We start from the raw sequence: 13,297 nt of genomic DNA on the forward strand, positions 1-13,297 counted from the left end.
GACGTCACAAATGATTCTAAAATAGTGAAAAGCTCTTGATGAATCCATCAAGGGCTTTTTACTATGGTAAAATAAAGGTAGAAGAAGGTGAGGTGATTGAAATGAATCATACGATAGGCGTCTTTGCCCATGTCGATACCGGTAAAACCACCTTTGTGGAACAGTGGCTTTATAACAGTGGCAGCTTAAAACAAAAAGGGCGGGTCGATCATAAAAATAGTTTTCTTGATCAACACCGAATTGAAAAAGCACGCGGTATTACGATTTTTAGTGATTATGGCGTGATTGAAACAGCAACCGACCGATTATATATTATGGATACACCTGGTCACGTCGATTTTCAGATGGAGATGGAACGTGCCCTTAGTGTGATTGACGTCGGTGTTTTGCTCGTGAGTGCTAAAGAAGGTGTCGTCTCACATACAAGAACGGTCTATCACTTATTAAAAGACAGAAACATTCCGGTGATCTTTTTCATTAATAAAACCGACCTATTAGGTGCCGACGTTAAAAAAGTGACAAGCATGATTGATCAACTTACTGGTACAGATAGCTATTTATTCGAAACAAGTGATTTGAAGGCAACTGATATAGAAGCGTTAGCTTTGTTGGCTGAGAGTTTAATGGACGCTTACCTCTCGGACACATTGAAAGAAAAAGATATCATGACGTTCATAACTGAACGTTTCAAAGAAAGTGCGCTCGTTCCTGTTTTTAAAGGTGCCACGTTACATAACGAGGGATTGGATGTGTTTGATCACTGGCTTAGGCGTTTGTTACCAAGAGAAAAGCATGTCGAGCATCATCAGCCAGTGGCGGATGTGTTTAAAGTGCGTTACGAAAACGGTGAACGATTAGTCTTTGTGAAAGTATTAGCGGGTGAATTTAACGTGCGTGATGAAGTGACTTATAAAACGTTCACGGGTGAGTTAATGACAGAAAAAATAACCGCAATCAAACAGATGAACGGGCCGAAGCAAACATCGATTCAGTCAGCGACAACAGGGATGTTAGTGGCCTTGGTCGGCTTATCAACGGTTCAAGTATTTGACCGTTTGAATGATCCAGATTATCAAGCGTGTCAAAGCTCAAACCAACGTTAACGGTTGATATCATCACATCAGCTGATCTCCATGATCTGTACCAAGACATGTTGAAGTTAACAGAAGAAGACCCGAGTTTAGCCGCCAGACTCAGTCAAGATAAAACCCGGGTGCAGCTAGATGTCCACGGAGAAGTACAGCTAGAAATTTTAGCTGATATTATTTCTGATCGGTTTGGTTATGAGTCACTTTTTCACAACCGGACATTTTATATCAAGAGACGATTAAACAACCTGTCTATGGTTATGGTCACTTTGAACCGCTCAAGCACTATGCCGAGGTACATCTCTTATTAGAGCCGGCAAAAAGAGGCTCTGGTATCCAGTTTAAGTCAGCGTGTGATGTAAATCAGCTCAGTGTTAGTCATCAGCGCTTAATCGAACAACATCTCTTTGAGAAGTCCCATAAAGGGACAGTGATCGGGGCTCCGCTCACTGATGTTTCCGTGACGTTAACAAATGGCCAGGCCCATGAAAAACATACCAGTGGTGGCGACTTCAGAGAAGCCACTTGGCGTGCCCTAAGGCAGGCCTTATTGATGACAGACATGGTGTTATTAGAACCACTGTATCGTGTGGAGGCAACGGTGACGCCGGATTTACTCGGTAAATTGATGCAAGACATCACCAAAGCAGGTGGTGAGACCGATGCCCCGCTCATAAGAGAAACAGATGTTTTTCTGACCGGTCGTGTGCCGGTTAAGACATTTTATGACTATCCAAAAAAGTTCTTGAGCTATACAAAAGGAGAAGGTCACCTTGGTCTTAGCTTTTTTGGATATGATGAAGTTAACGATCTAGAGTCAATCACCGCAGCACAAGCATATGATCCGTGGCATGACGAAGAAACAACCGGGGATTCAATCTTTTGTCAAAAAGGGAAAGGTTATACGGTAAAAGCAGACGAAGCAGCACAAGCGATGCACTTACCGATAATAAAGAAATGAGGGATACAATGACAACATTTTATATGCGTCAAAAAGTATTTAGCTTAGGTGAAAAGTTTACCATTACTGACCAGAATGAAGAGGCGAAGTATACCGTTCAAGGAAGTTTCATGCAGATTCCGAAACAATTTACGATTTATGATCAGACCAATCAAGCTGTTGGGACGATTACGAAGAAAATGATCAGTCTCCTGCCAGCTTTTTATGTCTCTGTCGATGGGTTTAAAGAGATTATGATCCAAAAAGCGTTCACTTTTTTCAAAACCCGCTTTGATATTCATGCGGAAAATATTCATATTGTTGGCGACATTTTTGATAAGTATTTTGAGGTCCACGGTCCGGCAGGTGTGATTGCCTATGTTGAAGAGAAATGGTTCACCTGGGAGATACATATACGATTGACGTGGCAGATGGGCGTTATGAAGCGCTTGTCATTAGTCTTATTGTTGCGATTGACTTTGCGAAGGCTCAGGAGACTGATGCGTTAAAAAATAGCACAAAAAAAGCAGACGATAGGATAGCTACCGTTTGCTTTTTCATTGTTCGTTATCACAGTTACCCTAAACCTAAAACGCGTATGTTTCTCCTCTCTTACAATGCTTCTTATGCCTTCACGTTTTTTCTCCTATAGTTCATATCTTTGTCATACCCCATGTTAGCTGCTTTTATCCACATGGTTATACACATATACCGCCTGGTTCATGATTCGTTTTTGTTATCCACAAGTGGATAAGTGTTGTTTGTGCAGAAAAATAGGTCGTTCGTGATTGATTGCTTTTAAGGAGTTGTACTCTTGTTATAGTCAAAGCAAACCATACAAATAAATGAAGGCGTTTACTTGAAGTGAAAACAAAAAGGAGCAGATCAATGAAGCAATCTATGAGCAGACGAATGTCAATTATCTTTTTCCTATTAGGGATGATTTTTTTGACGAATACCATTATGAGTGCGATAACAAGTGACCAAGTACGGTTATCATCTGAATTAATGAGTGATTATTTCTTACCAATAGAACAAACACGGTTAGCCTTTAAAGAGCCCCTACATTATATCGATTTAGAAGTGCAAGGTAACCTTACAGGAGAAGTAGCTATACGAGAGGATACCAACAGTCAACTTGTGACTTTAACGGATACCTTAAAAAATACACTAGAGAATTATTCAGACCGTGTGATGCATAATGAATTATTATTAGCATTTGAACCTGTGGAACAAGTCTTAAATGACATACGTACGACACTCCAATCAGGTGAGGTTGAAGCGTCTGAATGGGGCATGTTGTACGAGACTTATAAATTAGCTGAAGCCGATTTTAATGACGTACTAACGCAAAATATTGCCCATGAAAAATCATTAATAGACAGTCGCGTCAGCCGGTTAGTAATCATCGTCTGGGGCATGGGACTGTTATTTTTCGTGGTTACGTTGATAGGTTTCCTTCATTTAAGGCGGACCATCGTCAAACCGCTCGTCGTTATGAGCCGGACATTAGATGAGATGATTGTCGCAATAGAAATGAAACAAGGTGATTTATCGAAACGGTTAACGCATAAACAATCAGATGAATCCGGTGTGATTCGAGATGCGGTCAATGACTTTATCGAGCGACTACAAAGGGTGCTTATCGGTGTAAAACATGACACGGATTTAACCGTATCCAGTAGTGAAACACTTGATCAAACGATCATTGAAAGTACCGCACATACGGCATCGATGAGTGAATCACTGCATCAACTATCGGCGACAATGGAAGAATTAAATAGCACTATCTTAGAACTAGAACACGCCTCTATTCAAATTGAAGATAAAGCGACGGTGATGGATACTGTGTCAATCCAACAAGTATCGGTCATTGATACTATTACAGATGAAACAGCGGCTCTAAATCAGCACTTAAAACAAAACCATAAAACGGCAAAAGATCACATTGCTTTGATGTCAAAAACAGTCACAGATGCAATTAAAGATGCGGCCGCTGTTAAACAGATTGATGACTTAACCAAAACAATCTTGGATATTTCGGGTCAAACGAATTTACTTGCTTTAAATGCCTCAATTGAAGCTGCGCGCGCGGGTGAAGCGGGAAAAGGTTTTAGTGTAGTTGCCTCAGAAATTAGAAACTTAGCGGCTTCAACTGAAAACACCGCGTCACATATTCAAACCGTTAACGGCGTAGTAAATGAGGCGGTTAATCAATTGGTTAAAGAAAGTAAAGGGATGATTGATTATCTTCAATCAGATATACTCACAGATTATCAACAATTTAACAAGGAAATGAATCGCTTCACCAATCAGATAATAGACTTAAAGGATGTCTTTATCGGATTTAAACAACATACCAACCTATTTAAAACAACGAGTCGTCATATGGCAAGTGGATTAAAAGAAATGACCGAGGCAACAGAAGATGCGGTTACCCGGGTCGTATCATCAAGTGAAAGTGCGGCCGGCCTGTTAGAAAATATGGAAGACATGCGTCAATCATCAAACAATCAACGCGATATTATTCAGCGTCTTACTACACAATTAGCGCCGTTTAAAAAGCTAGAGTAATTATCTACATGTGGATAACGTCTTTTAGCAACGCTTGTCAGTTTTTCTCGTGGATAACGTGGGGATAACACGGTATCTTAAGATAGACGTATAGATCCAAGAGTATCTATACAGTAAGATAAAAAACCAGTAAAAACCTTCATTTCGCAAGGTTTTTACTGGTTTTAAATTCAAACAAATGTATGGTGACTGATTTACTCGTTGTCTTTGGTTGCATCGTCTTTCTTTTCACCAAATACTTCTGGAATCATCGTAAAACCATCCACAACCGTGTCTTCGTCAACCTCAATCATTAAATAGCGACGGCCAAACATCTGCATTTGTTTGACGTAACGTAAGTCCTCCGGACTCACTTTGACATCGGCGACTTTTGTATTGATCTTAATTGATTTTGATTTGTATTTCGGGACAATGTTTTTCGCTTTTAATGTGTAATGTTCATCGTCAATCACCGATTGAAACGCGATTTTTACTCGTTCGGGTTCAATGGGTGTGGACCCACTCGTCGTCAATAGTTCAGCGATATCTTTATAATCAAGTGTTGGGACCTCATCTTCTTCTTCATTTTCTTCGACTCGGCGATTAATATCTTCATACATTGATGAGAGCGTTTGGGTATCCATTTTATATCCAACGGTGTCTCTGACGATTTCTTCAAAGATGATTTTATCTTCTTGTTGGGTCACGGTTTCCTCTGCTTCTAATACATCGGTAATAAACGTTTCATCTGGTTCATTTGCTTTTGGTGCGGTATAAAGAATGTGGTTCACATCCGCTTGTTTATCCGTAAAACATGGGAATAAAAAACCACCAATCGGGGCTTTAATATTAATGACCGGGTCCACAATGACTTGGTATTTAAACGTTTTTTCGACATAATCAAATAGTAAGTCTTTCGGCGGGTCCTGGGTTTTATTGATGGTACACAAAATAAACTGATGATCGTAAACGAGATCATTTTGATGGGTAAAGTCATCATCGGGTTTCTTTTGTGGTTTTAAATAATCCCCTTTAATAAAACTAATGACAATATCATGGTCATACTCGCGGGACTCAAGCATCCGTTCAACAATCTCTAACATGAGTTCGGTAAAACGCGCTTGGTCTTCGGTCATTAATGCTTCGTTTAATTTCAGTTGAACCGGATCCTCGGTATCTGGTTGAAATTTAAGCTCAAATAATTTTTCGTCGAGCTGACCAGTTAACGTCTTTTTAAAGTTAGTGAAAAATAGATCTTGTTCATCTTCTGCGAGAATATTGAACGGACGATTGATTTGGTGATAAATTTCCTTCGTTTCTTTCATCACATAGACGTTAAATATATTTTGCACGTGTAATAAATCATTGTCACGCTTAAATTGTTTTCTAATATCGGCAATATCTTTTTTATTCATGTGGGTCCTCCAAAATTTCGTTTCGTTGTTGTTCATGTTGGTTCAATTTACGGGCCAGTGTTTCTAATAGATAAATGACCGGCACTTGGGTGGTGATGTTGGTGTCTTCGTAATATTCTTCTGTCATATAGTAAGCGAGATTAAGATCACTCATCTTCGCCGTTGTACACTGTTTGTTGTTGGTAATACTAATGACTTTTGATCCTTCCCGTTTTAGCCGGTTCATTTGTTTGATCGTAAAGCTATTTTCGCCGGAAACAGACAAGACAATCGAGACACTGTTTTTCTGAAGTCGATTATGGATCGGATAAGAAAAGTCTTTGATATACATCGAAAACTTCCCCAAGCTAGAAAAATAACGGGCCCCGTACTCAGCTAAAATACCTGAACTACCAATGCCGACAAAGAGCACGTTATCTGCCTGTGTTAACATCTGGACCGCCTCTTCTAAAACGGTTTCTTGATCGCTTGAAAGCGTCCGCTCGAAAAATTCCATTACTGCGTGCTCGCCTGATTTAACAACCGATTGGCGTGACTTTAATTCAAGTTTTAATTTCGTTTTAAATTCAGAAAACCCTTCACAGCCGACTTTCTTACAAAACCGTAAAATCGTTGCGGTTGAGACGTGAGTATGTTCGGCGAGTTCTCTAATCCGCATATAAATGACTTCATGTTCATGAGTAATGACGTAATTATAAATATCTGTTTCAAGGTCGTTAAATGAGGCAATCATTTCACTAGTAAACATTCTTTCACCTGCTTTTCTACACGTATGAACGCACTATGTCATTCCTATATTATAGCACAATGATACACCCTGTGTCAGAAATGTTACATGGGACATTTCGTGTAAATATAAACAAAATGTAGGTTTTGCCGAGTGATAACTTGGAAATATGATACGATAAAGATAAGAACAAAAGATACCAATTAAATAAAACATAAAAATCTAGAGGAGGAAATGCGTATGGGTTTTAGAAAAGATTTCTTATGGGGTGGCGCAACAGCGGCTAACCAATGTGAAGGGGCCTATAACCAAGATGGACGAGGACTCGCAAATGTCGATGTCGTACCAACAGGTAAGGACCGCTTCCCAATTATCGCAGGTAAACGTAAAATGCTTGATTTTGAAGAAGGGTATTTTTATCCGGCCAAAGAAGCAATTGATATGTATCACCACTACAAAGACGATATTAAACTGTTTGCCGAGATGGGTTTTAAAACGTATCGCTTATCGATTGCGTGGACGCGGATTTTCCCTAAAGGTGATGAGCTAGAACCAAATGAACAAGGGCTTGCCTTTTATGAAGATCTCTTTAAAACATGCCAAGCATACGGGATTGAACCACTTGTCACGATTACCCACTTTGATTGTCCGATTCATTTAATTAAAGAGTACGGCGGCTGGCGTAACCGGAAGATGATTGAGTTTTATGAGCGTTTAGTACGCGTGTTATTCACCCGCTTTAAGGGGCTTGTGAAGTACTGGCTTACCTTTAATGAAATTAATATGATCCTCCATGCGCCGTTTATGGGCGCAGGCCTTGTGTTTGAAGAGGGAGAAAATGAACAACAAGTGAAATATCAAGCATCCCATCACGAACTTGTGGCGAGTGCGGTCGCCACAAAAGTGGCCCATGAAGTCGACCCAGATAATATGGTTGGCTGTATGTTGGCGGCTGGCTTAAACTATCCGTATACGTGCAAGCCAGAAGATGTCTTTTTGGCCCAACAAAAAGACCGAGAAAACTATTTCTTTATCGATGTCCAGTCACGTGGGGAGTACCCAGCGTATGCGTTAAAACAGTTAGAACGTGAAGGCATTGAGATTGAGATGACAGCGGAAGACTTAGAAGTACTTAAAAACCATACGGTCGACTTTATTTCATTCAGTTATTACTCATCCCGTGTTGTGACAACGGATCCTAAATTAAACGAACAAACCGAAGGCAATATCTTTGCCTCAGTAAAAAACCCGTACTTAGAAGCGAGTGAATGGGGCTGGCAAATTGACCCGCTCGGGTTTAGAACAACAATGAACGCACTCTATGACCGTTACCAAAAACCGTTGTTTGTTGTAGAGAACGGCTTAGGTGCGATTGATACACCAAATGAATCAGGTTATGTTGAAGATGATTACCGGATTGACTATTTACGTGAACATATCAAAGCGATGAAAGATGCCGTCGAGATTGATGGCGTTGATTTACTCGGTTACACGTCTTGGGGTTGTATTGACCTTGTCAGTGCAGGGACAGGTGAGATGAAGAAGCGTTACGGCTTTATTTATGTTGACCGTGATAATGAAGGTAACGGGACGCTAAAACGTACGAAGAAAAAATCCTTTGATTGGTATAAAAAAGTGATTGCTTCAAACGGTGAAGATTTAGCTTAAGTAAAAGGTTACAACTTTTTAAAAAAGTTGTAACCTTTTACTATTGATGGCGACTAATGACATAGATATACATAAGAAAGGGAAGGATAAACATGAAAAAAGTATGGTTAGTTGTTAGTTTAATTGTTTTAACGATGGTAATGGCGGCGTGTGGAAGTAGCTCAGAAGGAGATTCTGCAGATGAGACAGAAGCAGTCACCATGAATACCGAAGAAGTGATGAATCAAGTTGAAAGTCAAATCAGTGAGGATATGGGCGGGGAGACAGGCATGTTACAACGTGCTAATTTAACCGATGAAGAAGACCCGGCGGGTCAAATGTACATCGATACAATGGGGATTGAACGTGATCTACTCGCTTCTGGCTTTGGTTATCAGTCAATGATGAATGTGAATTCTACCACGATTATTGTGTTAGAGGCCGCATCAGCAGACGATGTACCTGCAGTAAAAGAAGGTTTAGAGGCATATTTAGAGAATCAAGTGAATGTTTGGAGTCAGTACTTACCGGATCAATATGAAAAAGTTGAGAATAACATTATTAAAACAGCTGGTAACTATTTGATTTATATTACGTATGATCACCCAGAAAATATCGAAACGATTTTGATGAAGCAGCTGGAGCTGAATAAGCGGCTGCTTCAATCCTATAGGGTGATGTAAAGGAGGACTAACGATGGTCTTTAGCTCACTGACATTTTTATTGATCTTTTTACCCCTTGCGTTAGCAAGTTATATCGTTAGTCCAAAGCGGCTAAAAAATGGAGTGCTACTTATTGTTAGCCTCCTTTTTTATGCGTGGGGAGAACCGGTTTATGTCTTCCTCGTGATCTTTTCGGGGGGGATGGACTATCTTCATGGCCGTTTAATGGGGCGATTTGACGAAAGAGATGGGTTAAGAAGGCTCGTCTTACTGTCGTCACTCGTCATTAATTTAGGCGTGTTGTTTTTCTTTAAATATGCTGATTTTCTTATAGACTTACTAAACAAAGCGTTTCAATTAGACATCGGCCTATTAGAATTACCCTTACCGATTGGAATTAGCTTTTATACGTTTCAAACGCTCTCGTATACGATTGATGTCTACCGAAAGAAAGTAAAAGTGAATCACAGCCTGATTGACTTTCTTATGTATGTATCACTGTTTCCACAACTTGTCGCCGGACCGATTGTCCGTTATGAGGCGATTGATGATCAATTGAAAAAGAGGGTTGTCACAAAAGAAGACATAACAGAAGGTATGTTTCTCTTTAGTTATGGTTTAGCTAAAAAAGTCCTCATCTCCAATCAAATGGCGGCTTTGTATGAACAACTGACAGCCATTGAACCTATATCCGTTTCGGTGAGTGTCTTTGTTGGATTGAGTTATGGTTTACATATTTATTTTGATTTTAGTGGCTACTCTGATATGGCCATTGGTTTAGGTCGTCTGTTTGGCTTTCATTTTCCGGAAACTTCAACTATCCGTATCAAGCCACTTCGATTAAAGACTTCTGGCGACGTTGGCATATCACACTGAGTCAGTGGTTTAGGGATTATTTATACATCCCGCTTGGAGGTAACCGGGTCGGACAAGTGAAATGGTTAAGAAACGTGCTCATCGTTTGGTTTTTAACGGGGCTTTGGCACGGGGCGAGTGTCAACTTTATTCTTTGGGGCTTATATTTTGGTATGTTTCTAATTGCGGAGACGTATATCAGTCCTCACGTCTCACACAAGCTGCCGGTCATATTAAAGCGGATGTATACCCTCGGGGTTGTCCTTATTAGCTGGTTGATTTTTAGTTTCACAGACATTAATGAGTTAGTGGACTACATCACAGGACTGGTTATCTTTGAAGCGCCGCCGACGGCACTGTTATATTATCTGCGTGAATATGCGGTGTTGTTAGTGGTTGCCATCATCGGGTCAACCAATGTGTACAAGCGTATAATCATGAAAAATACCTCACGCACAGTATGGTAGTAGAAAGTTTATTCGTGATGGTTCTTGTGGTGTTAGCGATGGGTTACCTTGTTGATCAGTCATTTAACCCGTTTATTTATTTCCGGTTTTAATGTGAGAGGAGAGGTAGGATGAGACGATTAATAGGGATGTTGATGATTGGTTTTTTTGGTATGCTGGCGGTGTTGACCTTCATAATGAAAGACCAAACCTTTTCAGAAACGGAAAATCGTTACTTACAAACGATGCCCGCTATAGAACTGGAAGCAATCCTTGACGGGTCCTTTATGGATGACATCGAAACGTATTTAGCTGACCAAATCGCCGGTAAAGATGTTTTCCTTACGTTAAAATCAAAGACAGAACAAGCGCTACTTAAAAGAGAAAATAACGGCGTCGTAAAAGCAGGGGATTATTTAATTGAACCGTTTATTTATCAAGAAGACAATCTGTTAAAAAATCTTGAAGCGATCAATCAGTTTCACCAGTCTAATCAAGCTCTTTTTGATATGACGGTGATGATTGTCCCAAATCAAGTCGCTATATATGAAGCAGACTTACCGGCGTACTTACCGACAGATGACCAAGCGCATGTATTACAAACAATAGACGAGCGCCTTGATATGGACACCGTTAATGTGAGTGAGGTATTACGTCAATATAAAGAAGACACTATCTATTATCATACCGATCATCACTGGACAATGCGCGGGGCGTACTTAGCTTATCAACGATGGTTTAACGAAAAAGCAAAGCCACTATCGGATTATCAATCTGAAGTTGTTTCAACTGATTTTCCGGGTACGCGTTACCGCAAGTTTCATGATTTAACCTTACCAAAGGATACGATTGAATGGTTTAACGTGACCGATGCGCTTGACTTAACCATCACTTACAGTGACGGTAGGGTGACGGATCACTATACCCATCCTCAGTATTTAGATAAAACGGATCAATATCGGTTCTTTCTAGATGGGAATGATTCGCTGATTAAGATAGAGGTTAATCATGAAGAGAAAACAAATAGAAAGCTTATGGTCGTAAAAGATTCGTATGCTGATAGCTTTATCCCGTTTCTACTACCTCATTACGATGAGATTCATTTGATTGATCCGCGTTATTATAAACAGTCACTCAAGGCGTATATGAAAGAATACGAGCTCAGTGAACTGCTCGTCTTATATAACCTTCATACCTTTAATGAAGACCAATCACTTCGTCATATATTGTATTAATAGTTCATCCATATTGTCTATTATTCAAACACCTATTATACAACCAAAAAATAACGCCTTTAGACTTTAATCCTGTCTAAAGGCGTTGCTTCTTTGTGCTGTTTTTACTTGTAGTAGTTAATATTATATTTTGCAACCGGACTACTTAGCGGGTCTATTAGGTCTTCCGCCAAAGCCGGATTCTGTGAGCGGGGTACTGCTTACGCCTGAAGGTGTCAGATATGTTAATGTATCTGTTAGCGTAAAGTCTAGCTCCGTTGACGTTGTGATTACGCCCTCCGTAATTAATCCGTTGACAGCTTCCCCGTCAACCTCAACAGCCGTATGCCAAGTAAATGTCGTGTCTGTTTGAAGCAATGGACTGGATACAACAATCGTCTGATAGCTTTTCGTTGGCGTGAAGCCTAGAATGAATTGACCACTGTCATCTGTCAGGGCAATAGCCTCGGTTGTTGATTGATCAAATTGATAGACGATACTTGGCTGAGAGGAAGTATCTGACGGACCTTGTGCCATCGCACTACTTCCAGCCGCGATCAATGTTCCACCTGAAATCGTAAAGGTTTCATCATAATCAAGGGCGCCGTTACCACCATCAACCGGGCCGTTCACGATAACGGTTCCTCCCGTCATATCGACGGTCGTATTAGAGTCAATACCGTCGCCTGATGCATCAATCGTTATGTCTCCACCATGAATGGCCAAGTAGCCTGTCTCTCCATTTGAGGCACCAGTACCAGCATTCATCCCATCATCCGTTGATGTGATGTTAAGTGAGCCATCATGTATCGTGACGATGTTAGCTTCTATCCCCTCATAACTTTTTTCAACCGTGAGTTCGCCTGCGTTTATCGTTAAAACGTTATCCGCATGAATGCCGTCATCCCCGCTAGAGAGAACAACGGTCCCACCGTCTATTTGTATCTCGTTATTACTATGAATCGCATCATCTAAGCTGTTAATGGTGAAAGTGCCTGAAGCGATCACGAGAGTATTTTCAGCTTTTAATCCTTTAGTTGAAGGGGTATCATCAGACGTCTCATCCATCGTTTCATCATCTGTCGTGTCGTCCTCCATTTCATTAGGTGGTGTCATTTGTCCGTTTTCGCCCTGCATGCCATCAGGTGGCGCCATCTGTCCGTTCTCACCCTCCATACCTCCAGGGGGCGTCATCCCTTCAGGACGTTCGCCTCTATCGCCGGGCATTGTGGTTAAAGATTCGCCGTTCTCTTCAAGGATGGTGCGAATCTCATCGATTGATTCAGCAACGAGCAGTTGTTCTTTTACATCATCATCAAGGTCATTTGCTTCAATTAATTGAGTAACGATTATCTCTATATTTAATGGCCCACCAACTTGTCCCATCGGCTGGTCATTGGTGGAGGAAATCGTCTCTGGTGCACCGCCACCAGATGTGAGTGTATAGTTTCCCTCTTCGACATATAAAGAGGCGATACTTTGGATGGCATCTGATTCGGCTTCAATTGTCATGTCACTAGATAAGATGGTGATGTTACCTTTATTGTCGTCCTCGTTTGTCGTTTTGATCCCATCTCCGCCCGCGTGAACGATAAGGTGCTGTGAGTGATATAAGTCATATCTCGTCCAACAATCCCGTCATCAAGTGCAGTGACATCAAGTGTGACTTCGGTAATCAGTAAGTCATCACGACTCGTGATTCCGTCATTGCTTGATGTTTCAACGGTTAGTTGCCCACTCCCATTAATG

Annotated in this window: 14 protein-coding genes; 10 read left to right on the forward strand and 4 right to left on the reverse strand. The window is 40.7% G+C overall.

Going from position 1 to position 13,297, the window contains the following annotated elements:
* The first annotated feature begins 38 nt into the window (after window positions 1-38).
* From JCM19043_RS02105 to JCM19043_RS02125, 5 genes are all read left to right on the forward strand, one after another.
* Entirely contained in the window at window positions 39-1,103 is a 1,065-nt protein-coding gene (locus JCM19043_RS02105) for a GTP-binding protein (protein WP_062319577.1), read from the forward strand.
* On the forward strand, window positions 1,079-1,399 hold the full coding sequence (locus JCM19043_RS02110) for a hypothetical protein (RefSeq protein WP_062319579.1): 321 nt from the start codon (window positions 1,079-1,081) through the stop codon (window positions 1,397-1,399). The genes JCM19043_RS02105 and JCM19043_RS02110 overlap by 25 nt, the downstream gene beginning before the upstream one ends.
* On the forward strand, window positions 1,327-2,049 hold the full coding sequence (locus JCM19043_RS02115) for a hypothetical protein (RefSeq protein ID WP_231631372.1): 723 nt from the start codon (window positions 1,327-1,329) through the stop codon (window positions 2,047-2,049). Before JCM19043_RS02110 ends, JCM19043_RS02115 begins: the two co-directional genes overlap by 73 nt.
* A gap of 8 nt (window positions 2,050-2,057) precedes the next feature.
* Window positions 2,058-2,537, forward strand: coding sequence for an LURP-one-related/scramblase family protein (locus tag JCM19043_RS02120; RefSeq protein WP_231631360.1), 480 nt, complete (start codon window positions 2,058-2,060; stop codon window positions 2,535-2,537).
* Between the two features lie 379 nt (window positions 2,538-2,916).
* Window positions 2,917-4,602, forward strand: coding sequence for a methyl-accepting chemotaxis protein (locus JCM19043_RS02125; RefSeq protein WP_062319582.1), 1,686 nt, complete (start codon window positions 2,917-2,919; stop codon window positions 4,600-4,602).
* A 194-nt stretch (window positions 4,603-4,796) separates the two neighbouring features.
* On the opposite strand, the gene JCM19043_RS02130 is transcribed toward JCM19043_RS02125, so the two are convergent.
* Window positions 4,797-5,996, reverse strand: coding sequence for a DUF4317 family protein (locus tag JCM19043_RS02130; RefSeq protein ID WP_062319584.1), 1,200 nt, complete (start codon window positions 5,994-5,996; stop codon window positions 4,797-4,799).
* The gene (locus JCM19043_RS02135; protein WP_062319587.1) at window positions 5,989-6,744 is read right to left on the reverse strand and encodes a MurR/RpiR family transcriptional regulator; all 756 of its coding nucleotides are present in this window, start codon (window positions 6,742-6,744) and stop codon (window positions 5,989-5,991) included. Before JCM19043_RS02135 ends, JCM19043_RS02130 begins: the two co-directional genes overlap by 8 nt.
* A gap of 219 nt (window positions 6,745-6,963) precedes the next feature.
* Between JCM19043_RS02135 and JCM19043_RS02140 the strand changes: the two genes are divergently transcribed.
* The 5 genes from JCM19043_RS02140 to JCM19043_RS02155 all read left to right on the forward strand — a co-directional run bounded on the left by JCM19043_RS02140 (window position 6,964) and on the right by JCM19043_RS02155 (window position 11,569).
* Window positions 6,964-8,391, forward strand: a complete 1,428-nt coding sequence (locus JCM19043_RS02140; protein ID WP_062319589.1) for a 6-phospho-beta-glucosidase — start codon at window positions 6,964-6,966, stop codon at window positions 8,389-8,391.
* A gap of 92 nt (window positions 8,392-8,483) precedes the next feature.
* Window positions 8,484-9,053: a DUF4358 domain-containing protein gene (locus JCM19043_RS02145; protein ID WP_062319591.1), complete on the forward strand. Its 570-nt coding sequence runs from the start codon at window positions 8,484-8,486 to the stop codon at window positions 9,051-9,053.
* A 13-nt stretch (window positions 9,054-9,066) separates the two neighbouring features.
* Window positions 9,067-9,909, forward strand: a complete 843-nt coding sequence (locus JCM19043_RS18010) for an MBOAT family protein (RefSeq protein ID WP_255349921.1) — start codon at window positions 9,067-9,069, stop codon at window positions 9,907-9,909.
* Window positions 9,906-10,355: an MBOAT family O-acyltransferase gene (locus tag JCM19043_RS18015; protein WP_369813727.1), complete on the forward strand. Its 450-nt coding sequence runs from the start codon at window positions 9,906-9,908 to the stop codon at window positions 10,353-10,355. Before JCM19043_RS18010 ends, JCM19043_RS18015 begins: the two co-directional genes overlap by 4 nt.
* Before the next feature lie 110 nt (window positions 10,356-10,465).
* Entirely contained in the window at window positions 10,466-11,569 is a 1,104-nt protein-coding gene (locus JCM19043_RS02155) for a DHHW family protein (RefSeq protein ID WP_062319593.1), read from the forward strand.
* A 141-nt stretch (window positions 11,570-11,710) separates the two neighbouring features.
* Here the strand turns inward: JCM19043_RS02155 and JCM19043_RS02160 are convergent, their stop codons facing one another.
* Both JCM19043_RS02160 and JCM19043_RS18525 read right to left on the reverse strand, forming a co-directional pair.
* Window positions 11,711-13,060, reverse strand: a complete 1,350-nt coding sequence (locus JCM19043_RS02160; RefSeq protein ID WP_062319595.1) for a carbohydrate-binding domain-containing protein — start codon at window positions 13,058-13,060, stop codon at window positions 11,711-11,713.
* Window positions 13,057-13,296 (reverse strand): carbohydrate-binding domain-containing protein, encoded by a 240-nt coding sequence (locus JCM19043_RS18525; RefSeq protein WP_082394381.1) that lies wholly within the window; start codon window positions 13,294-13,296, stop codon window positions 13,057-13,059. Before JCM19043_RS18525 ends, JCM19043_RS02160 begins: the two co-directional genes overlap by 4 nt.
* Window position 13,297: the final 1 nt, after the last annotated feature.

The sequence above is a fragment of the Halolactibacillus sp. JCM 19043 genome (assembly GCF_001310395.1).
Lineage (GTDB): Bacteria > Bacillota > Bacilli > Bacillales > Amphibacillaceae > Halolactibacillus > Halolactibacillus miurensis.